General features: G+C 74.6%; 18 protein-coding genes and 1 pseudogene. 11 read left to right on the top strand and 8 right to left on the bottom strand.

The genetic code is table 11. From position 1 onward, the window contains the following. Positions 1–337: 337 nt before the first annotated feature. Complete coding sequence (locus ADK60_RS11400) at positions 338–871, bottom strand: hypothetical protein (RefSeq protein WP_053645371.1); 534 nt, start codon at positions 869–871, stop codon at positions 338–340. Between the two features lie 523 nt (positions 872–1,394). Between ADK60_RS11400 and gadC the strand changes: the two genes are divergently transcribed. The 6 genes from gadC to mug all read left to right on the top strand — a co-directional run bounded on the left by gadC (position 1,395) and on the right by mug (position 7,782). Then, complete coding sequence (gene gadC, locus ADK60_RS11395) at positions 1,395–2,843, top strand: glutamate/gamma-aminobutyrate antiporter GadC (RefSeq protein WP_234371038.1); 1,449 nt, start codon at positions 1,395–1,397, stop codon at positions 2,841–2,843. Beyond that, on the top strand, positions 2,840–3,274 hold the full coding sequence (locus ADK60_RS11390; RefSeq protein ID WP_045937851.1) for a hypothetical protein: 435 nt from the start codon (positions 2,840–2,842) through the stop codon (positions 3,272–3,274). Before gadC ends, ADK60_RS11390 begins: the two co-directional genes overlap by 4 nt. Positions 3,275–3,305: 31 nt before the next feature. Then, a complete protein-coding gene (locus ADK60_RS11385; protein WP_053645369.1) occupies positions 3,306–4,658 on the top strand; it encodes a dipeptidase in 1,353 nt (450 codons plus the stop codon). 111 nt (positions 4,659–4,769) lie between these two features. Continuing rightward, positions 4,770–5,912: an aminopeptidase P family protein gene (locus tag ADK60_RS11380; RefSeq protein WP_053645367.1), complete on the top strand. Its 1,143-nt coding sequence runs from the start codon at positions 4,770–4,772 to the stop codon at positions 5,910–5,912. Between the two features lie 128 nt (positions 5,913–6,040). Next, complete coding sequence (locus ADK60_RS11375; RefSeq protein ID WP_079008251.1) at positions 6,041–7,108, top strand: phosphatase PAP2 family protein; 1,068 nt, start codon at positions 6,041–6,043, stop codon at positions 7,106–7,108. Positions 7,109–7,143: 35 nt separating this feature from the next. Next, on the top strand, positions 7,144–7,782 hold the full coding sequence (gene mug / locus ADK60_RS11370; protein ID WP_079008253.1) for a G/U mismatch-specific DNA glycosylase: 639 nt from the start codon (positions 7,144–7,146) through the stop codon (positions 7,780–7,782). Positions 7,783–7,818: 36 nt separating this feature from the next. Here mug and ADK60_RS11365 read toward each other — a convergent pair whose 3' ends face one another. Together ADK60_RS11365 and ADK60_RS11360 are read right to left on the bottom strand one after the other, a co-directional pair. Then, on the bottom strand, positions 7,819–8,466 hold the full coding sequence (locus ADK60_RS11365) for a response regulator (RefSeq protein WP_199839645.1): 648 nt from the start codon (positions 8,464–8,466) through the stop codon (positions 7,819–7,821). Further along, positions 8,457–9,785, bottom strand: coding sequence for a sensor domain-containing protein (locus ADK60_RS11360; RefSeq protein ID WP_079008250.1), 1,329 nt, complete (start codon positions 9,783–9,785; stop codon positions 8,457–8,459). Before ADK60_RS11360 ends, ADK60_RS11365 begins: the two co-directional genes overlap by 10 nt. A gap of 256 nt (positions 9,786–10,041) precedes the next feature. Between ADK60_RS11360 and ADK60_RS11355 the strand changes: the two genes are divergently transcribed. Then, the gene (locus ADK60_RS11355; RefSeq protein WP_053645360.1) at positions 10,042–11,961 is read left to right on the top strand and encodes an FtsX-like permease family protein; all 1,920 of its coding nucleotides are present in this window, start codon (positions 10,042–10,044) and stop codon (positions 11,959–11,961) included. 109 nt (positions 11,962–12,070) lie between these two features. On the opposite strand, the gene ADK60_RS11350 is transcribed toward ADK60_RS11355, so the two are convergent. Then, a complete protein-coding gene (locus ADK60_RS11350) occupies positions 12,071–12,985 on the bottom strand; it encodes a LysR family transcriptional regulator (RefSeq protein ID WP_053645359.1) in 915 nt (304 codons plus the stop codon). Between the two features lie 157 nt (positions 12,986–13,142). Between ADK60_RS11350 and ADK60_RS11345 the strand changes: the two genes are divergently transcribed. Further along, a complete protein-coding gene (locus ADK60_RS11345; RefSeq protein WP_053645357.1) occupies positions 13,143–14,159 on the top strand; it encodes an NADP-dependent oxidoreductase in 1,017 nt (338 codons plus the stop codon). Here the strand turns inward: ADK60_RS11345 and ADK60_RS11340 are convergent. Continuing rightward, positions 14,156–15,028, bottom strand: coding sequence for a sigma-70 family RNA polymerase sigma factor (locus ADK60_RS11340; protein WP_053645355.1), 873 nt, complete (start codon positions 15,026–15,028; stop codon positions 14,156–14,158). The genes ADK60_RS11345 and ADK60_RS11340 overlap by 4 nt on opposite strands. Before the next feature lie 75 nt (positions 15,029–15,103). Here ADK60_RS11340 and ADK60_RS11335 point away from each other — a divergent pair, with 75 nt between their 5' ends. Continuing rightward, a complete protein-coding gene (locus ADK60_RS11335; protein ID WP_053645353.1) occupies positions 15,104–15,772 on the top strand; it encodes an FMN-dependent NADH-azoreductase in 669 nt (222 codons plus the stop codon). 62 nt (positions 15,773–15,834) lie between these two features. On the opposite strand, the pseudogene ADK60_RS41720 reads toward ADK60_RS11335, so the two are convergent. Continuing rightward, positions 15,835–15,999, bottom strand: a pseudogene (locus ADK60_RS41720) (YccF domain-containing protein); the annotation flags it as partial. Beyond that, complete coding sequence (locus tag ADK60_RS11330; RefSeq protein ID WP_053645351.1) at positions 16,000–16,401, bottom strand: YccF domain-containing protein; 402 nt, start codon at positions 16,399–16,401, stop codon at positions 16,000–16,002. Positions 16,402–16,824: 423 nt separating this feature from the next. Between ADK60_RS11330 and ADK60_RS43265 the strand changes: the two genes are divergently transcribed. After that, positions 16,825–17,994: a recombinase family protein gene (locus ADK60_RS43265; RefSeq protein WP_159400392.1), complete on the top strand. Its 1,170-nt coding sequence runs from the start codon at positions 16,825–16,827 to the stop codon at positions 17,992–17,994. Further along, positions 17,925–18,680, top strand: coding sequence for a transposase (locus tag ADK60_RS43260; RefSeq protein ID WP_053645347.1), 756 nt, complete (start codon positions 17,925–17,927; stop codon positions 18,678–18,680). Before ADK60_RS43265 ends, ADK60_RS43260 begins: the two co-directional genes overlap by 70 nt. A gap of 58 nt (positions 18,681–18,738) precedes the next feature. Here ADK60_RS43260 and ADK60_RS11315 read toward each other — a convergent pair whose 3' ends face one another. Then, positions 18,739–18,927 (bottom strand): hypothetical protein, encoded by a 189-nt coding sequence (locus tag ADK60_RS11315; RefSeq protein WP_053645345.1) that lies wholly within the window; start codon positions 18,925–18,927, stop codon positions 18,739–18,741. Between the last annotated feature and the right edge of the window lie 169 nt (positions 18,928–19,096).

Below are 19,096 nucleotides of genomic sequence, written 5' to 3'. Positions count from 1 at the left end.
GCCGGGGACGGTGACGGGGGTGATGGAGAAGGTCGTGCGGTGGGGGGCGTCGGCTCCGTTGCCGACGGCGGCGGAGGCTGTCGCGACCGGGGTCAGCGCAAGGGCTGCGGTCAGCGCGGCGGCCATCCAGGTGGTGCGCATGGGGGATGCTTTCCTCTCGGTGCAGATCGGGCGTCAGGCTCGATCGGAGATCGGGCGTCAGGCCCGATTCACACCGTGGGGCAGCCCCGTTGGCCCAGCCACCGCGTGTACGCCGAACGGTGCACGACACGCGGCGACACGCGGCGACACGCGGTGGGTGGGAGGGCTGGCGGCCGGACGTCCGACCGGCCGGACGTCAGCTGCCGGGGACCCAGGAGGCCGTGGCCCGGTGGGCCCCGAGCCCGACCGCGTCGAACTCGTCGCGGGCGCCGCCGCCCTCCCCCACCTGGGCGCCGAGCCGCCGCAGGGCCCGGGAGATCGGGCTGCCCTCGGGCGGGAAGGGTTCGAACTCGTCGCTGGTGATGGGGCCGAGGTCGAGCCGGCCGTCGGCCCAGACGGCGGCGCGCTGGGTTCCGGTGCCGCCGAAGTAGTCGGCCTCGACGCAGGCGATCGGCGCGGCCTTGGACCAGGCAGCGAGCCGGCGTTCGAGGCCGTCCGGGAACCAGTCGAACGGAACCGTGCCGACCGCGCGCGGAGCCGCCGGAGCGGACGGGGTCCCCGGGGCGGGCGGAGCTCCCTCGCCGCCGCGGAAGGCGGCCAGGAACTCGGGGGTCGCCGGTATCAGCGCCAGCCCCTGGGCGAGCGGCCGCGGGCGGGCGGCCGGAACCTCGGCGGCCGCCACCGCGACCAGCTCCGCCGGGCCGATCAGCGCCTGAAGTTCGTATGACATTCAGTCATCCTGAACCATGGCACCGACAGTCCGCCCGGCGTTTACGATTCCGTGCCCGGCCCGCCGTCGTTCCGGGAGCCGACAAGGGGCGACAGGGCCGAGGTCGGGGCCGGAGCCGAAGCCGGAGCGGCCGTCAGCGCGACCCGGCGCGGCCCCGCCCCCGCCCCCTGACCACCGACCCCCTACCGCCCTCCTGACCACCGTCCTCCTGACCACCGCTCACCCGGGCGGACGCACGCCGCATGCGGCCGCCTCGCCAACCGGGTGAACTGGCCGGGTACGGCCCGCCCCGGGGCCACCCCCGGACCAGTGCTGTCGGGCCACCCCAGGAGGACCCATGAGTTCCATGGACATACCGTCGTCCGGCCGGGGCAGTCCCGGCGGCAGCGCACCCCGCGGCGGCGCACCCGGCGGGGGCACGTCCGGCGGCGCACCGGACGGCGGCGCACCGGACGGCCCCTCGCCGCGGACGGCCCGCGAGCGCACCGGTGCGGTGGCCACCAGGATCGCGAACGCGCCCCGGATGTCCTGGCTGACGCTCGCCCTGATGACCACCAGTTCGGTGGCCAGCCTGCGCGCCGCGCCCACCATGGCGGTCTACGGCCTCGCCTGCGTCTTCCTCTACCTGCTCCCGGCCGTCGTCTTCCTGCTGCCGACCGCGCTGGTCTCGGCCGAGCTGGCGTCCGGCTGGGAGGGCGGCGTCTACCGCTGGGTGTCGGAGGGCCTGTCGAAGCCGCTCGGCTTCCTGGCCGTCTGGTGCCAGTTCGCGATGACGATCTTCTACTACCCGTCCCTGCTCGCGTACGTGGCCTCGACCATCGCCTATGTGGTCAACCCGGCACTGGCGAGCAACGGCCTGTACACCGCGATCGTGATCATGGTGCTCTACTGGGCCGGCGTCTGGGTGTCCTCCCGGGGCACCAAGGCGGTGGCCGGGCTCTCCTCGATGGGCCTGGTCATCGGGACGCTGATCCCCGGCACGCTGCTCGTCGTGCTCGGCATGGTCTTCCTCGGCCAGGGCAACCAGTCCGCCGCGCCGATGGACGCCTCGCACATCTTCCCGCAGTGGACCGGCCTGGCCAGCCTGGTGCTGATCGTCAACAACTTCCTCAGCTACTCCGGCATGGAGATGAACGCGGTGCACGTCTCCTCGCTGCGCTCCCCCGCCAAGGAGTTCCCGCGCGCGATGTTCACCGCCTCGGGGATGGTGCTGGCGATCTTCATCCTCCCGGCGCTGGCGATCAGCTGGGTGGTGCCGTCCGCCGAGCTGAGCCTGACGGCCGGCGTGATGCAGGCCTTCGACTCCTTCTTCCAGTACTTCCACATCGGCTGGCTGACCCCGGTGATCGCGGTGGCGCTGGTCGCCGCCTCGCTCGGCGGCATGCTCACCTGGCTCGCCGGGCCGTCCAAGGGCCTGCTGATGATCTCCCGCCAGGAGGGCTACCTCCCGCCGTTCCTGCAGCGGCTCAACAAGGAGGGCGTCCAGCAGAACCTGCTGGTCACCCAGGGTGTGGTCACCACCGTCATCGCCCTCGCCTACGCGCTGATCCCGAACGTCTCCAGCGCCTACTGGGTCTTCTCGGTGATCACCACCCAGGTGTACCTGATCGTCTACCTGCTGATGTTCGCCGCGGCGATCCGGCTCCGCCGCACCCAGCCCGACCACCCGCGCGGCTACCACGCGCCGGCGCTGGTGCCGATCGCCGTCACCGGCCTCGTGTCCTCGGCGGCGGCGATGGCGATCGGCTTCGTGCCCTCCTCGCAGTTCGGCAGCGGCTCGGCCTGGTCGTACGTGCTGATCGTCGGCAGCGGCCTGGTGGTGCTGGGCCTGCTGATCCCGTACCTGTTCCTGCGGCTGCGCAAGCCGACGTGGCGCTCGCCCGAGGCGCAGGCCGAGCTCGCCGCCCAGGAGGCCGCCGAACTCGGCGACGCCGGGGCGGACGGTCCCCGCAAGGACGGAGGTGCGGCATGACCAGCCTGATGGCCTCCCGGCACCGCTGGATCTACCTCGGCGCGATCGTCCTGCTGGTCGGCATGCTGATCACCGGCCTGCTCACCTACACCCAGCTGCACCAGACCAACGAGGCCAACCGCAAGGCCCAGCAGCTGAGCGAGGCGCTGAGCGCCGCCGGCTACCCGGTGCCGACGCAGAACCAGATCGTGCACACCCTGGGCGAGGACGGCGGCGCCGTCTGCGAGGACCCGGCCAACGCGCTGAAGCAGGCGCAGTGGACGTACGGCATGTCCAACGGCGCGGCCGGCCCGGGCCAGCGCCCGGTGCTCTCCGACCGCGAGGTGGTCTTCGCCGAGTCGATCGTGCTCTCGGTGTACTGCCCGGACAAGCTCGCCGCCATCAAGGACAAGATCGACGACCTCAAGCTCCACGACACCGTCCGCAACTGACGCCCGGCCACCGCTCCCGGAGGAGCCCCCCATGACCGACGAACTCGCCCGCCGGATCGCCGACCTGATGCCGCGGGCCAAGGCCGACCTCGCCGAGCTGGTCGCCCTCCCCTCCGTCGCCGACCCGCGCCAGTACCCGCCCGAGAACTGCCGCCGGGCCGCGGAGTGGGTCGCCGCGGCCTTCACCGAGGCCGGACTGCGCGACGTCCACCTGGAGGAGACCCCGGACGGCAGCCACGCCGTGGTGGGCCACCGCCCGCCGCCGCCCGGCGCGCCGACCGTCCTGCTCTACGCCCACTACGACGTCCAGCCCCCGCTCGACGACGCCGCCTGGACCTCCCCGCCGTTCGAGCTCACCGAACGCGACGGCCGCTGGTACGGGCGCGGCACCGCCGACTGCAAGGGCAACATCGTCATGCACCTCACCGCGCTGCGGGCCCTCGGCGACGACCTGCCGGTCGGCCTCAAGCTGGTCGTGGAGGGCTCGGAGGAGCAGGGCACCGGCGGCCTGGAGGCGTACGTGCCGCCGCACGCCGGCGAGTTGCACGCCGACGCGCTGCTGGTCTGCGACACCGGGAACGCCGCCGTCGGCGTCCCCACCGCCACCACCTCGCTGCGCGGGCTGGCGAACGTGGTGGTCACCGTCTCCGCGCTCGGCGGCGACATGCACTCCGGCATGTTCGGCGGCCCGGCCCCGGACGCGCTGGCCGCGCTGGTCCGGGTGCTCGACTCGCTGCGCGACGCCGACGGCGGCACCCGGATCGACGGGCTGGACTGCACCGGCACCTGGGTCGGGGCCGGCTACGACGAACAGCAGTTCCGCGCCGACGCGGGCGTGCTGGAAGGGGTCCGGCTGACCGGCTCCGGTACCGTCGCCGACCGGCTGTGGGCCCGGCCCGCCGTCACCGTGCTCGGCATCGACTGCCCGCCGGTGGTGGGGTCCGCCGCCGCGATCCCCGCCACCGCCCGGGCCCGCGTCAGCCTGCGCGTCCCGCCCGGGACCGACCCGGGCGCGGCCCGGGACGCGCTCACCGCCCACCTGGAGGCCGCCGCGCCGTGGGGGGTGCGGATCGAGGTGGCCCCGGAGAGCACCGGTTCGCCGTTCCGCGCCGCCACCGGCGGGCCGGCGTACTCGGCGCTCGACAAGGCGATGCAGGAGGTCTACGGGCGGCCGATGTCCTTCCTGGGCCAGGGCGGCTCGATCCCGCTCTGCAATGTGTTCGCCCAGGCCTTCCCGGAGGCGGAGATCATCCTGATGGGCGTCGAGGAGCCGCGCTGCCTCATCCACGCGCCCAACGAGAGCGTCGACCCCGCCGAGATCGAGCACATGGCCAACGTCGAGGCGCTCTTCCTCCGGCACTACGCCGACTCGCACCGGCCGTGACGAACCACGCTCACCACGACCCGCGCCCGTGACGAACAGGCACCACCCGTGCTGGAGTCGACGTGCAACCGGCCCGCCCGTCGACCGTCCCCGCACAGTCAGGAGACCCGCATGCCCCCGCCTGGAGAGTCCCGCATGCCCCGCCCCTTCACCACCGAGGACTACCGCACCCGCCTCGACCGGGCCACCGCCGCCGCCACCGCCGCCGGACTCGCCGGACTGGTCGTCGCCCCCGGCCCCGACCTCGTCCACCTGACCGGCTACCGGCCGACCGCGGTCACCGAACGGCTCACCGCCCTCGTCCTCACCGCCGGACGCGAGCCCGTGCTGATCGTCCCCGCCCTGGAGCGCCCCGACGCCGAGCGGGCCGAGGGCGCCCCCGCCGTCCGGCTGCTCGACTGGACCGACGGCCAGGACCCGTACGCCGCCGCCGTCCCGCTGCTCGACCCGGCCGGGCGGTACGGCGTCTCCGACAACACCTGGGCGATGCACCTGCTCGGCCTCCAGTCCGCCCTGCCGGGCACCGGCTGGACCTCGCTCACCGAGACCCTGCCGATGCTGCGCGCGGTCAAGGGCCCCGACGAGCTGGAGCGCCTCGCCGCGGCCGGCGGCGCCGCCGACGCCGCCTACCGGGGCATCCTGGAGGTGGAGTTCGCCGGCCGCCGGGAGACCGACGTGGCCGCCGACCTCAGCGCGCTGCTGATCCAGTACGGGCACAGCCAGGTCGACTTCACCGTGGTCGGCTCCGGCCCCAACGGCGCCAACCCGCACCACGAGGCCGGCGAGCGGATCATCGGGACCGGCGACACCGTCGTCCTGGACTTCGGCGGCCTCAAGGACGGCTACGGCTCCGACACCACCCGCACCGTGCACGTCGGCACCGACGTCCCGGACGAGGTGCGGAAAGTCCACGACATCGTCCGGCAGGCGCAGCAGACCGCGTTCGAGGCCGTCCGCCCCGGGGTCGCCTGCCAGGAGATCGACCGGATCGCCCGCCGGGTCATCACCGAGGCCGGGTACGGCGAGTACTTCATCCACCGCACCGGCCACGGAATCGGCATCACCACGCACGAGCCGCCGTACCTGGTCGAGGGCGAGCAGCAGCCGCTCGTCCCCGGCATGTGCTTCTCGATCGAGCCCGGCGTCTACCTGCCGGGCCGGTTCGGGGTGCGGATCGAGGACATCGTCACGGTCACCGAGCAGGGCGGCCGACGGTTCAACAACACCCCGCACGAGCTCGGCACCGTCTCCTGAGGCCGGCCCGGGCCACCCGGTCGGCCGTCGCCGCACTGCACCAACCGGGGCAATTCTGAACCCTTCCTGAACGGACCGGACGTTCGCACCGAGAGTTCTCCAAGAATGCCTTGCTAGCTTCGACCGGCATGACCAGAATGCTCCGCCCGGCGCCGCCCGACCCGTCCGCGAGCGCCGGGCGGCTGCGTCCGGCCACCGGCTCCCGGAGCGGCCCGCGCACCGGCGCCGCCGCCCGGCTCCGGCTGCTGGCGTGGCCGCTCTACCTCGCCGCCCTGCTGTGGTACCTGCGGGCCTACGGCCTGCCGTACACCAATGACCTGGTCTTCCTGTGGCTGATCGGCGCGCTGCTGGCCGCCGGTGTGCACAGCGGGCACGGTCCGCGCGGCTTCCTGCTGGTGCTGCGCGACTGGGTCCCGGTGATGGCCGTCGTCTGGACGTACTCGCTGCTGCGGGGCTACGGCGCGCGCACCCCCTGGGGCCCGTACCTGTGGCCGCAGCAGCGTGCCGACGAACTCCTCGGCTTCGGGGAGACCCTGACGGTCCGGCTCCAGCACGGGCTCTGGACGCCCGGCTCGCCGCACTGGTACGACTACGCCGCGGTCACCGTCTACATGTCGCACTTCTTCATGGTCTTCGTGGTGCTCGCGGTGCTCTGGCGCCGCCGCCACGACCGGTTCCGGCACCTGCTCACCTGCTACCTGGTGCTGACCTTCGCCGGCTTCGCGACGTACATCCTCTACCCGGCGGTGCCGCCGTGGCTGGCCTCCCAGGAGGGGCACCTGCCGGCCCTGACCCGGGTGGTCTCGGACGTGCTCGGCCAGAGCGGACTGCCGCGGGCCGCCTCGGTGTTCGAGAACGGCAGCCAGTTCGCCAACGACGTCGCGGCGATGCCCTCGCTGCACTCGGCGTACCCGGCGATGCTGCTGTTCTTCTTCTGGCCGACCGCCGCCCGCTGGCTGCGGGTGCTGCTGGTCGCCTACCCGCTCGCGATGACCTTCACCCTGGTGTACGGGGCGGAGCACTTCCTGGTGGACGTCTTCGTCGGCTGGGCCTACGCGGCGGCGGCGGTGTACGGCGTGCGGTGGCTGCGGGAACGGCGGCGGACCAGGTCGCTGGCGGCGAGCAGGCCGGCTCCGGCGGCGGCCGCCGGGGCGGGCGTCCGGACGACGGTCGGCACCGGCAGACTGGACCCGTGACCGAGAAGCCGACCAGGGCCCCCGCGCCGGGCGCGGTGCCCAAGCCGACCGCCGAGCAGCTGCTCGCCGCCCGTGACAGCACGATCGAGGACATCACCGCCCCCGGTCTGCGCGTCCTGTTCTGCGGCATCAACCCCGGGCTGTGGTCCGGCGCCACCGGCCACCACTTCGCCCGGCCCGGCAACCGCTTCTGGCCCGCGCTGCACCGCTCCGGCTTCACGCCCCGGCAGTTCCGCCCGGACGAGCAGCGGCAGCTGCTCGGCCTCGGCCTCGGCATCACCAACGTCGCCCCGCGCGCCACCGCCAAGGCCGACGAGCTGACCGCCGAGGAACTGCGCGCGGGCGGCGCGGCGCTCGCCGAGCGGGTGCTGCGGCTGCGGCCGCGCGCCCTGGCGGTCCTCGGCATCGGCGCCTACCGCACCGCCTTCGGCCGGCGGGCGGCGTCGATCGGACGGCAGGAGCAGGGCATCGGGGACACCGCCGTGTGGGTGCTCCCCAACCCCAGCGGCCTCAACGCCCACTACACCCTGGACGCGCTGGCGGCGGAGTTCGCCGGGCTCCGCGCGGCGCTGGACCGCGCGGAGCCGGAGCACGCCGAGCCGGAGCGCGCGGGCGCGGATCTCGCGGACGCGGATCTCGCCGACGCGGACGACCCGGCGGCCGGCCGCGCCTGAGGCTCGGGCAGGCCGCCTCGGGCCGCGCCCGGCCCGTCAGGCGCGCAGGAACTCCAGCACGGCCAGCACCCGGCGGTGCGTCTCCTCGGCCGGGGGCAGGTCCAGCTTCATCAGGATGTTGCCGATGTGCTTGCCCACCGCCGCCTCCGACACCACCAGCGCCCGGCAGATCGCCGCGTTCGACCGGCCCTCCGCCATCAGCGCCAGCACCTCCCGCTCACGCGGGGTCAGCCGCTCCAGCGGGTCCCGGCGGCGGCGCAGCAGCTGCCGGACCACCTCCGGGTCGACCACCGTCCCGCCCGCCGCCACCTCGGTGACCGCGGCCACGAACTCCTCGATCTGGCCGATCCGGTCCTTCAGCAGATAGCCGACGCCGGAGCCGTCCCCGGAGTCCAGCAGATCCGCCGCGTACGAGCGCTGCACGTACTGGCTGACCACCAGGACCGGCTGGCCCGGGCGCCGCTCGCGCAGGGCGACGGCCGCGCGCAACCCCTCGTCGCTCTGCCCCGGCGGCATCCGGACGTCGGTGACGACGAGGTCCGGCTCGTGTTCCTCGACCGCCGCGCGCAATGCCCCGGCGTCGCCGACGGCGGCCACCACCCGGTGCCCGAACCGGGCCAGCAGGCCGACCATCCCCTCCCGGAGCAGGACGCCGTCCTCCGCGATCACGATCCTCAGGTCCATCGGGCCGGTTCCCCTCCGTCGGCCGGGGTGCAGGGGATCTCCACCCGCACCAGCGTCGGTCCGCCGGGCGGACTGCTCACCGTCAGTGTGCCGTCCACGACCGCGACCCGGTCGGCCAGCCCCGTCAGTCCGGTGCCGCGCCCGGGGTCGGCGCCGCCGCAGCCGTCGTCGGCCACCTCGATGGTCAACCGCCCGTCCGCGTACCGGCCCTCGACGCTCGCCGTACCCGCGCCACTGTGCTTGGCGACATTGGCGAGGGCCTCGGTGACGGCGAACCAGCCGGCCGACTCGACCGGCGCGGGGAACCGGCCGGGCAGCGCGAAGCGGGTGCTGACCGGCACCGGCGAGCGGTCCGCGGCGTCCGCGCAGGCTTCCGGCAGACCCCGGTCGGTGAGCACCCGGGGGTGGATGCCGTTGATCAGCTCCCGCAGTTCGGCGAGCACCTCACCGGCCTCCCGGTGCGCCTCGGTGAGCCGGGCGGCCAGCGGGCCGTCCGCCGGGGCGTCCAGACGGGCGAGGCCGAGCGTCATCCGCAGGGCCACCAGGCGCTGCTGGGCGCCGTCGTGCAGGTCCCGTTCGATCCGGCGCCGCTCCGCCTCGAAGGCGTCCACCAGCCGGGCGCGGGAGCGGACGAGTTCGCCGATCCGCCGCTCCTCCCGGCCGGGCCCGAGCAGCCGCCGGACCAGTCCCGCCCGGGCGGCCGCCACCAGCGCCAGCGGGCGGCCGAGGAGCGGCAGCAGGGCGAGACCGGCCAGCCCGCACAGGACCGCCGTCCCGAGCGAGTGGACCTCCCAGAGCTTCAGCACCTTCACCTGCTCGCCGTCGAGCAGCAGCAGCGGCGCGGCGGCCAGCAGGCAGCCGGGGACGGCGAGGGCGCCGCCGACCACCGTCAGGTCGACCGGCCAGAGCACGAAGGCGGAGAGCAGGGTGAAGCCCAGCTCGCGCCAGGTCGCCCGCTCCCGGTAGCGCAGCCGCAGCCAGGCCGCCAGGCCCGGGCGGTCGGGGACGCGGTGCGGGTCCGGCACCCGGCGGCCGTCCAGGAACCGGGCGAGCCGGCGCTCCCAGGCCGCGACCGGCAGGCCGACCAGGGCGAGTGCCGCCAGCAGCGGCAGGCCGACCAGCAGCGCCGCCAGCACGCCGCCGACCGCCGCCGAGACCAGCAGCCCGGCGCAGAGCAGCAGTCCGGTCAGTCCGGTCGCCAGCAGGTACCCGGCTGCCCGCCACGGCGCCACCGCCCGCCACCGCGCCCACGCGCGCCACCGCTCCGCCGACCGAGGGAACCCCGGTCGCAGCACCGGTTCCCACCACCCGCCGCCCATCGAACCCCTCCCCGCCCCGGCCGTCGCACCCACCCTAGGGTTCCGGCCCGGCGGCCGTCGGTAGGGCCAGGGCCACCTTCCGCACGGAGGTCGGCGGGGCTTTCGCACCGGAGGTCGACGGGGCTTCCGCACGGGAGGTCGACGGGGCCGACTTTCCGCGCGCTCCCTGCGGGGGTAGGGCTGGCCCCACCTCGCGGAGTGGCCCTGGCCCTGCTGACCCGCCCCACCCCGCGGCGGTTCGCTGGACGCCATGAGAATGCTGCGGATCGCACTCAAGTCCCTGCGGGCCCGCCGGGTGTCACTGCTCGGTGCCTTCCTCGCGCTCGCCCTCGGCGTCGCGACGACCGCCGCCATGCTGCTCGGCCTCGCCGCCGCGACGGACCCCGCCCGCACGACCGGCTCCGCCGGCGGGGCCGACCTGACCGCGGCGGTCGCGGCGCTGGGCACCGCCGCCGGGGTGAGCGCGTTCGTCTCGGCGTTCGTCGTCGCCTCCACCTACTCCTTCGCGGTCGCCCAGCGCCGCCGCGAACTCGGTCTGCTCCGCCTCGCCGGCGCCACCCGCGCGCAGGTCCGCCGCACCGTGCTCGCCGAGGCGCTGCTGCTCGGCGCCGCCGCCTCCGCCACCGGCTGTCTGCTCGGCCGGCTCGCCGCTCCCGCGCTGCTCCGGTGGCTGTCCGGGGCCGGCCTGGTCCCGCCCGGCCTCGCCGTCGTCCCCGCCTGGTGGCCGCTGCCCACCGCGTTCGGCACCGGGCTGCTGGTCGCCCTCGCCGGCGTCTTCGCAGCCGCCCGCCGGGCCGGCCGGACCGGACCGCTGGACGCCCTGCGCGCGGCCGACCTCGACACCGGCGTCCTGACCGCCGGACGGCTCCTCATCGGCCTCGGCCTGCTGCTCACCGCCGCCGCCCTGGCCGTCGCCGCGCTCGTCACCGACCCCGCCGACCTGCTGCACCGCAAGACCTGGACCACCCGGCCGATGTGGCTGATCGCCTCGGCCGGCCTGCTCTCCCCGCTGCTCGCCCCGCCGCTGGTCCGGGTGCTCGGCCGCACCCTTCCCGCCCGTCTCACCGGGTACGCCGGCCGGCTGGTGCGCGCCAACGCCGTCGCCGCGCTCCGCCGGACGGGTGCGGTGGCCGCCCCCGTGCTGGTCGCGGTGGCCCTGACCGGTTCGCTGGCGGGCGCGCTGGACACGGTGGGCGCCGCCCGGACCGCCGAGGAACACGCCCGCACCGGCGCCGACCTGGTCGTCGTCCCGGCCGCCGGTCCGGTCGGCCCGCTGCTCGCGGCGCTGCGCGCCGTCCCCGGCGTGGCCGCGCTCTCCGCCACCGGCCCGACCGCCCTCTCCGTCGTCGAACCGGACGGCGTGGCCGTCAGCTCCGAGGCCCGGGCGGTCACCGATCCGGCCGGGCTGGCGGCGCTGTCCCGGCTGCCCCTGCTGGCCGGCTCGACCGCCGCACTCGACGACGGCTCCCTCGTCCTGCCCGCCGAATGGGGGCACACCACGGTCGGCGAGCCGGTCCCGGTGGTCCGCGCCGACGGCAGCCGGGCGACCCTGCGAGTGGCCGCCGTGCTGCGCGACGGGCTCGCCGACAACGGCCTGTACGTGACCGCCGCCAACGCCCCGGGCGCCCGCCCCGACCGTGTCGACCTGCGCCTCTCGCCCGGCCCCGCGACGACGGCGGCCGATGTCCGCGCCGCCGTCCGAGCCGCTGTCCGGCCGTACGACGCCACCGTGGCCACCCGCGAGGAGTGGCTCGCCGCGGCCGCCCCCGACCGCCGGACCACCAGGCTGCGGCTCCTGTTCCTCCTCGTCCCGGTCGTCGGCTACACCGGCATCGCGCTCGCCAACACCCTGCTGATGGCCACCGCCGACCGCCGCCGCGAGCTCGCCCTGCTCCGGCTGGCCGGCGCGACCCGGGCCCAGGTGGTCCGGCTGGTGACCGCCGAGGCGGTGCTGGTGGCAGCGGTCGGCGCCGTCCTCGGCGGCGTGCTCACCGCCGTCCAACTCGGCTCGCTGCGGGCCGCGCTCGCCGTGCTCCGGGTGCCCGCCCCGTTCGTCGCCCCGTGGCAGCCGGTCGGTGCGGTGGCGGTCGGCGCGCTGCTGCTCGCCGCCGTCTGCGCCGCCCCGGCCGCGGCGTGGGCGCTGCGACGCGAGCCGGTCGACGCCGCCGCCCGCTGAGCCGTCCGCCGAGCTGTCCGCCGCGCCGGACGCCGACTCGGGGCCGCCGCCTCGGGCCGCCGTCCCGGGCCGCTGCCTCGGGCCGCCGTCCCGGGCCGCTCGCGCAGCCTCAGGCCGCCGCCAGCCCCTCGGGCAGTTCCCGGCCGCGCAGTTCCCGCAGCTCCCGGATCAGCGCCCGCACCGCCGCCGTGCCCGCGAGCTCCGGCGTCGTCACGTACCCGACGTACCGGCTCGGCGGGTTCGGGCCGAGGTCGGTGACGGCCAGCCCGGGCGGAGCGCCGAGCAGGGCGGTCCGGGGCATGATCGCCATCCCCAGGCCCTGGGAGACCAGGGAGACGGCCACCGTGTCGTCCTCGACGTCGATGGTCGAGGGCGGGATCCAGTCCTGCCGGCCCCACCAGTCCCGGGTGTAGGAGCCGCAGTTCTCGTCCCAGTCGACCAGCGGGAGCCCGCGCGGCGCCGGGTGCCCGGCCGGGTGCGCGAGCGCGTAGGTCTCCTCGAACAGCCGGGCCGCGACCAGACCGGGGACGGGCGGCGGCGCGGCGGGGTCGAGGGTCGCCAGACCGAGGTCGGCCCGGCCGTCCGCGACCTCCCCGGCGGTGCCCCGGCCGATCTCGCGGACGATCCGCACCCGCGGCGTCAGCCCCGGGTGGCGGGCGGTCAGCCGGGCCAGGACCGGCGGCAGCAGATGGGCGGCGACGCTGCGGAACGCGGCGATCCGCAGCGTCCCGGTGACCTCCCCGGCCCGGTCGCCCGCACCGGTCGCCCGCACCTCCGGGCCCATCACCGCCAGCAGCCGCAGGATCCGTCGGGCGTACGCGACCGCCCGCTCCCCGGCCTCGGTCGGGCGCGCGCCGTGGCGCCCGCGCTCGAAGAGCACCGCGCCGAGCTTCCGTTCGCAGGCGCGCACGGCGTGCGAGACGGCGGACTGGCTGCTGTCCAGGCGCGCGGCGGCGGCCGTGAAGCCCTGTTCCTCGGCCACGGCGACCAGGACGCGCAGTTCGTGCGGGGCGAGATCGGTCATACCGGCGACGCTACCGGATCCATCGATTCCGTTCATGGAACCGGCCCATCCATCGACGGCGGCCCCTGCCCGGCCGCCCGCCGGCTCCCTACGGTGATCATCACCGCCCGTTCGCACCGCCCCGTTCGCACCGCCCGTTCGCACCCCTGGAGCCCCCTTGTCCCGCCCCACCGCCCGCGTCGTCCACCTCGTCTCCCGCCCGACCGGCGAGCCCACCGCCGACAACTTCGCCTTCCTCGACGAGACCGTCCCGCCGCTCGCCACCGGCGAGGCCCTGGTCGAGAACATCCACCAGTCCGTCGACCCGTACATGCGCGAGGAGATGGAGGAAACCGGCGGCTGGCGGCTGCACGCCCCGCTGGAGGGCCGCACCCTGGGCCGGGTCGTCGAGTCCCGGACGCCCGCGCTGCCGGTCGGCACCCTCGTCCACCACCGCCGGGCCTGGCGCACCCTCTCCGTGGTCACCCCGGACGAGGCCACCGTCCTGCCCGACTTCGCGGGCGTCCCGCTCAGCGCCCACCTGGGCATCCTCGGCGGCACCGGGCTGTCCGCCTGGGTCGGCCTGACCCGGATCGCCCGGCTGCGGCCCGAGGAGACGCTCTTCGTCTCGGCGGCCGCGGGCGGCGTCGGCACCGCCGCCGGCCGGATCGCCCGGCTGCTCGGCGCCGGCCGGATCGTCGGCAGCGCGGGCTCCGCCGCCAAGGTCCGCCACCTCACCGAGCACCTCGGCTTCGACGCCGCCTTCGACTACCACGAGGCGCCGATCGCCGACCGGCTGCGCGAAGCCGCCCCGGACGGCCTGCACGTCTACCTCGACAACGTCGGCGGCGACCACCTGGAGGCCGCCATCGACGCCCTGCGCGACGGCGGCCGGATCGCCTGGTGCGGAGCGGTCGCCCAGTACAACAGCCTCCAGGCGCCGCCCCCCGCACCGCGCAACCTCTTCGACGTGGTCGGCAAGAGCCTGCGGCTGGAGGGCTTCCTGGTCCGGAACCACCTCGACGCCCGCCCCGAGCTGTACGACTTCCTCGTCCCGCACCTGCGCTCCGGCGCCGTCCGCTCGGACGAGACAGTCGTCCGGGGCTTCGAGCACGTCGTCGACGCCTTCCTCGGCATGCTCAAGGGCGCCAACACCGGCAAGATGATCGTCCAGCTCGCCGACGAGCCGCGCTAAAGCGCATCCCGGCCGGGCAACGAGAGCTCCAGCGCCGCCAGCCGCGCCGGGTCCGCGACCACCTCGAACCCCGCCACCCGGCCGTCCGCGACCTCGAACCGCAGCAGCAGCCGCAGCCGTCCGCCCGGCGCGATCGCCGCGCAGAGCTCGCCGTCCACCAGCACCGGCACCGCGAACCGCGCCCGCCGCCCGATCACCCGCGTCTCCCGGGCCACCGCCCCGGCGCCGCGCAGCAGCACCGGCCGCCCGGCGGGCAGGGCGGCCGGGTCGGCCCGGCGCACCACGTCCGGAGCGAGCACGGCGAGCAGCGCGTCCAGGTCGCCCCCGCGCGCGGCGGCCAGGAACGCCTCCACCACCTCCCGCCGCGCCGACCCCGACTCCTCCCCCGCCGACCCCGACTCCTCCCCCGTGCCCCGGACCCGCTGCCGGGCCCGGCTCGCCAGCTTCTTCGCGGCCGCCGTGTTCCGCCCGACGATCGGCCCGATCTGCTCGAACGGCACCGCGAAGCCGTCGTGCAGCACGAAGGCGACCCGCTCCGCCGGGCCCAGCCGGTCCAGCACCACCAGCATCGCCCGGCCCACCTCCTCGACCAGCTCCGCCTCCGCCTCCGGGCCGTCCACCACCTCCTCGACCACCACCGCCTCCGTCCGCCTCCCCCGCAGCACGTCCAGGCAGATCCGCGACACCACCGTGGTCAGCCACCCCGGCAGGTTCTCCAGCTGCGCCGCGTCCACCCGTTCCAGCCGCAGCCACGCCTCCTGCACGGCGTCCTCGGCCTCCGCCGTCGACCCGAGCATGCGCCGCGCGACCGCCCCCAGCCGCCCCCGCTCGGCCTCGAACCGCACCGCCAGCTCCTCGCGCCCGTCCATCGGTCACCTTTCCGTCCGCGCCCTCGTCACGGGATTGACGATGCCCACTCCCCGAAGGTGACCAGGAGCCCTCCCATGCCCGCCTTGCTCCACCTCGACTCCAGCGCCAGCCCGCTCGACCGGTCCGTCAGCCGCCGTCTGACCGCCCGCTTCGCCCGCACCTGGCAGGCCCGCCACCCGGACGCCGACTACCGCCACCGCGACCTCGCCACCGACCCGGTCCCGTTCGTCGGCCCCGGCTACGCCTCCCTCGGCATCCGCGTCGAACGCCAGCCCGTCCCCGTCCGGCTGCCCGACGTCCACACCCTCGCGACCACCCCCGACGAACAGCACGAGTGGTCCCTCACCCACCCCCTGATCACCGAGCTGCACGCCGCCGACACCCTGCTGCTGGGCGTCCCGATGTACAACTTCACCGTCCCCGCCGCCCTCAAGGCCTGGATCGACCGGATCACCTTCCCCGGCGCCCACACCGGCCGCCTCACCGCCACCCGCGTCGTCGTGGTCACCGCCCGCGGCGGCGGCTACGGCCCCGGCACCCCGCGCGAACCCTTCGACTTCCAGACCCCGTACCTGCGCGCCTGGTTCACCGAACACCTCGGCATCCCGGACGCCCGCCTCCGCTTCGTCCACGCCGAACTCACCCGCGCCACCGACATCCCCGCCCTCACCCCCTACCGCGACCTCGCCACCACCTCCCTCGGCACCGCCCGCGCCACCCTGACCACCCTCGCCGGCGCCTGAACCCGCGCCTCAACCACGAAAGGGCCGGCGGGAACTCCCGCCGGCCCTTCCCGTTCCGTCCGCTACCGCCCGCCCCACGGCTCGTCCGTCGGCACGATCTCCCGCCCCAGCGGCGTCAGCGACACCGGGATGAGCTTGAGGTTCGCCCACCCGAACGGGATGCCGATGATCGAGAGGAACAGCGGAATGCTGGTGATCAGATGCATCAGCGCCAGCCACCACCGCGCTCAGCGACCGCCGAACCTCTCGTCGGTCGAGACGACCTCGCGACCCAACGGCATCAGCGAGATCGGGATCATCTTCAGGTTCGCCCACCCGAACGGGATCCCGATGATCGACAGGAACAGCGGGATGCTGGTCACGATGTGGGCCAGCGCCAGCCACCAGCCAGCGAAGATGAACCAGATCACGTTCCCGATGAAGGAGGGCGCACCGGCGTCCGGCTTCTCCACCGTCGTTCGCCCGAACGGCCACAGCACGTACCCGGCGATCCGGAAGGCCGCGACGCCAAACGGAATGGTGACAATAAGGACGCAGCAGATAATTCCGGCGATCGCATACCCGATGGCCATCCAGATGCCGCAGAAGAGTAGCCAGAGCACGTTGAGCACAAAACCAAGCACCTTCATGGTCTCAGCCTCGCATGCTCTGCCTCCTGCGTCTCGCGACCGGACCCGACCGCATGACGGGTGCTTCCGGCGCCGCCCCCTCTATCGGCCGGACGTGCGCAGGCAACGCCCCGCACGCACCCGGCAGCCCACGGTCTCCGTGACGTGGTCGCAGGGGGCCGATCCGACCCCGGCCGAGCCCGTCCGCCTCCTGCCTCTGGGCCCACAAGTCCTCGCGCTCACACGGAAACAGCAGCAAGCCGCGAGTGATTCGCCTACTCTCGCCCCACATTGAGTGCCCCGGCGACGGCTGCAACCGTCCCGGGGCCGGCCGACTGTCCAGGAGTCGACGTGACGAATCCAAGCACACGCCCACGCGCCGCGGCCGCTACGGTCGCCCGCGCCACGACGCCGCACGCCCTCCGGGCCGTGGACTACCTCCGAGTGAGCACCGAGGAACAGAAGCTTGGCTACGGCATCGCCAGCCAGGCACGCAAGAACAGCCGCCACATCGCGAACAAGGGCTGGGACCACGTCGGCACGTACAAGGACGAGGGCGTCTCCGGCTCCAAGGAAATGGGCAAACGCCCCGACTTCGACCGGCTGACGGAGCACGCGAAGCTCGGCGGGTTCGACCTCGTCGTGGTGGAGAAGGGTGACCGGATCGGCCGTGTCGGCCGGGCCTTCTGGCGCTGGGTCTGGGCGCTGGAGGACATGGGGATCTTCGTCGCCATCACCAACCGGAACATCGACAACACCACCCCCGAGGGCCGGGCGCAGATGCGGCGGGAGGCCGACTACGCCGAGACCGAGTGGGAGAACATCCGATCGCGGACCCAGGGCGGTCTACAGGAGAAGGCCGAGGACCCCGGCTCGCCGCACATCGGCGACCGGCCTCCGTACGGCTACCGAATCGAGGCGAAGGGCGTCAAGGGCGAGTCGCGGCTGGTCGTCGACGAGGCCGAGCGTGCCGTCGTGCAGCGCGTCCACGACATGGTGGTGATCGAAGGGCTGAACCTGCGGCAGGCCGCCATCCGGCTCAACGCCGAGGGGATCACCTGCCGTTCGGGACGTCCGTGGTCGGTGGCAAACCTCCGCGATCGGATCATGTCCCGGGCGGTGCTCGACGCCGAACTGATCTTCCGCGGCGCGCACGCCAAGACCGATGCTGACGGCAGGCCGCTGTGGGGCGAGTCGGTGACGATCGCGCTCCCTCGCATCCTGTCCGAGGACGAGGCCGCCACGCTCCGTCAGAAGGTCGCCGCCCGCGCGAAGACCAGCGGCCGCAACCGGGCGGTCTACCCGCTCACGGGCCGGCTGATCGGTCTCTGCAAGGCGTCGTACACCGGCATCAGCCGCGAGTCCTCTCGTACGGTCGTCGCAACTATCGCTGCAGTGGCAAGGCCGACACCGTGCCCGGCCAAGGGGTCTGCCACTGCTCGTACGTGGACGCCGAGGCGGTGGAGGAGCGTGTCTGGTCGGAGGTCGTCACCCTGCTCAGCGACTCGCGGAAGCTGGAGGCGCTGGCCGCCGAGTGGGTCGGCATGTCCGACGGCGATCAGGAGGCGCACGCGGAGCGGATCGCCGGACTCGACCGGCAGATCGACGCCATGAAGACGTCCATCGCCGCCGTGATCGTGGCTACTGCCAAGCAGCAGCAGTCCGCAGACGCCATCGCCACCGCGACGACGGCCCTCAACGAGGAGTTGCAGCAGCTGGAGGGGATGCGCGCCGAGGCCGCCGCCTGGCTGGCCGAGGTCGAGGATGCCGACCGCCTGGCCCGTGACCTCAGAACGCTCGCTGACCTGACTCGGGATCAGCTGGTAGACATGAAGCTGGAGGAGCAGAGCGAGGTGCTCGGTCTGCTCGACGTGAAGGTGTTCTTCGAGGGGCCGGTGCCGGTTCGAGCCGGAGGCCGCGTCTGCACCGTGCAGTCCTGGTACAAGTCCACCGGAGCAAACGTCCCGGCGGCCGACCTGTCGGACGAGCAGTGGGCGCTGGTCTCCCACCTGCTTCCCATCGGCCGACGCGACCGCGTGCGCCGCTCGGTCGATGCGATCTTCGCCAAGGCCCGAACCGGCGGTTCCTGGCGGATGCTCCGTGAGGAGTACGGCTCTGCCAGCACCACCTCGAAGTACTTCAACGAGTGGGTGGTGCAGGGAGTCCGGGCCGAGCTGGACAAGGCGCTCGCGAAGGTGGAACGAGTGCCGCTGCCCGTGCTCGACCTGCTCCCGCCTATGCGAATCGAAGGCCGAGTCGATCCCCGCGTGATGCTGAGCGGCGAGGTATGTGTCCGCTGAGCTGCGTGTCTACGCGCCCGGGGACCGCACCTCAGGGACAACTCAGGGTGCGGGGCGGTCAGCGCTTCCGTGCACGGTGGTCCCGGAGGAGGGCGGTGAGGCGGGCCGGGTCGGCACCGCCGTTGAGCTCGGCGAGGAGTGCGTCGGGGCAGAGCTCGTAGTGGTCGCCCCACCAGCGGCCGACTTTGTTGTCCCATATCCGGTAGCCCCCGGGGACGCCCCGGGCCACGTAGCGACGTTTGGCCATGGGCCGGACGGTAGACCGGGGGCCGGCCCGGGCGCCACCGGGTTCAGAGCGGGGTGACGGCCTTGAGGATGAGGAGGAGGGCGACGGCGGCGTTGAGGGCGGAGAGGGCGGAGGCGGCGGTGCCGAGGGCGGCGACCAGGGCGGCGAGGCCGGCGGGGGTGCGGGCGGG

The sequence above is a fragment of the Streptomyces sp. XY431 genome, from assembly GCF_001279805.1.
Taxonomy (GTDB): Bacteria; Actinomycetota; Actinomycetes; order Streptomycetales; family Streptomycetaceae; genus Kitasatospora; species Kitasatospora purpeofusca.
Note: the sequence above shows the minus strand (reverse complement) of the source record. Positions and strands in the feature narration are given on the sequence as shown.

Excerpts from the sequence above, each read along its gene's own strand:
- ADK60_RS11400 (WP_053645371.1), bottom strand. The coding sequence starts at position 871 with ATGTCATACGAACTTCAGGCGCTGATCGGCCCGGCGGAGCTGGTCGCG.
- ADK60_RS11315 (WP_053645345.1), bottom strand. The coding sequence starts at position 18,927 with ATGGCCAAACGTCGCTACGTGGCCCGGGGCGTCCCCGGGGGCTACCGG.
- ADK60_RS11390 (WP_045937851.1), top strand. The coding sequence starts at position 2,840 with ATGACCAGCCTGATGGCCTCCCGGCACCGCTGGATCTACCTCGGCGCG.
- ADK60_RS11355 (WP_053645360.1), top strand. The coding sequence starts at position 10,042 with ATGCTGCGGATCGCACTCAAGTCCCTGCGGGCCCGCCGGGTGTCACTG.
- ADK60_RS11330 (WP_053645351.1), bottom strand. The coding sequence starts at position 16,401 with ATGAAGGTGCTTGGTTTTGTGCTCAACGTGCTCTGGCTACTCTTCTGC.
- ADK60_RS11335 (WP_053645353.1), top strand. The coding sequence starts at position 15,104 with ATGCCCGCCTTGCTCCACCTCGACTCCAGCGCCAGCCCGCTCGACCGG.
- ADK60_RS11340 (WP_053645355.1), bottom strand. The coding sequence starts at position 15,028 with ATGGACGGGCGCGAGGAGCTGGCGGTGCGGTTCGAGGCCGAGCGGGGG.
- ADK60_RS11365 (WP_199839645.1), bottom strand. The coding sequence starts at position 8,466 with ATGGACCTGAGGATCGTGATCGCGGAGGACGGCGTCCTGCTCCGGGAG.
- gadC (WP_234371038.1), top strand. The coding sequence starts at position 1,395 with ATGTCCTGGCTGACGCTCGCCCTGATGACCACCAGTTCGGTGGCCAGC.
- ADK60_RS43260 (WP_053645347.1), top strand. The coding sequence starts at position 17,925 with ATGTCCGACGGCGATCAGGAGGCGCACGCGGAGCGGATCGCCGGACTC.
- ADK60_RS11360 (WP_079008250.1), bottom strand. The coding sequence starts at position 9,785 with ATGGGCGGCGGGTGGTGGGAACCGGTGCTGCGACCGGGGTTCCCTCGG.
- ADK60_RS11380 (WP_053645367.1), top strand. The coding sequence starts at position 4,770 with ATGCCCCCGCCTGGAGAGTCCCGCATGCCCCGCCCCTTCACCACCGAG.
- ADK60_RS11350 (WP_053645359.1), bottom strand. The coding sequence starts at position 12,985 with ATGACCGATCTCGCCCCGCACGAACTGCGCGTCCTGGTCGCCGTGGCC.
- ADK60_RS11385 (WP_053645369.1), top strand. The coding sequence starts at position 3,306 with ATGACCGACGAACTCGCCCGCCGGATCGCCGACCTGATGCCGCGGGCC.
- ADK60_RS11375 (WP_079008251.1), top strand. The coding sequence starts at position 6,041 with ATGACCAGAATGCTCCGCCCGGCGCCGCCCGACCCGTCCGCGAGCGCC.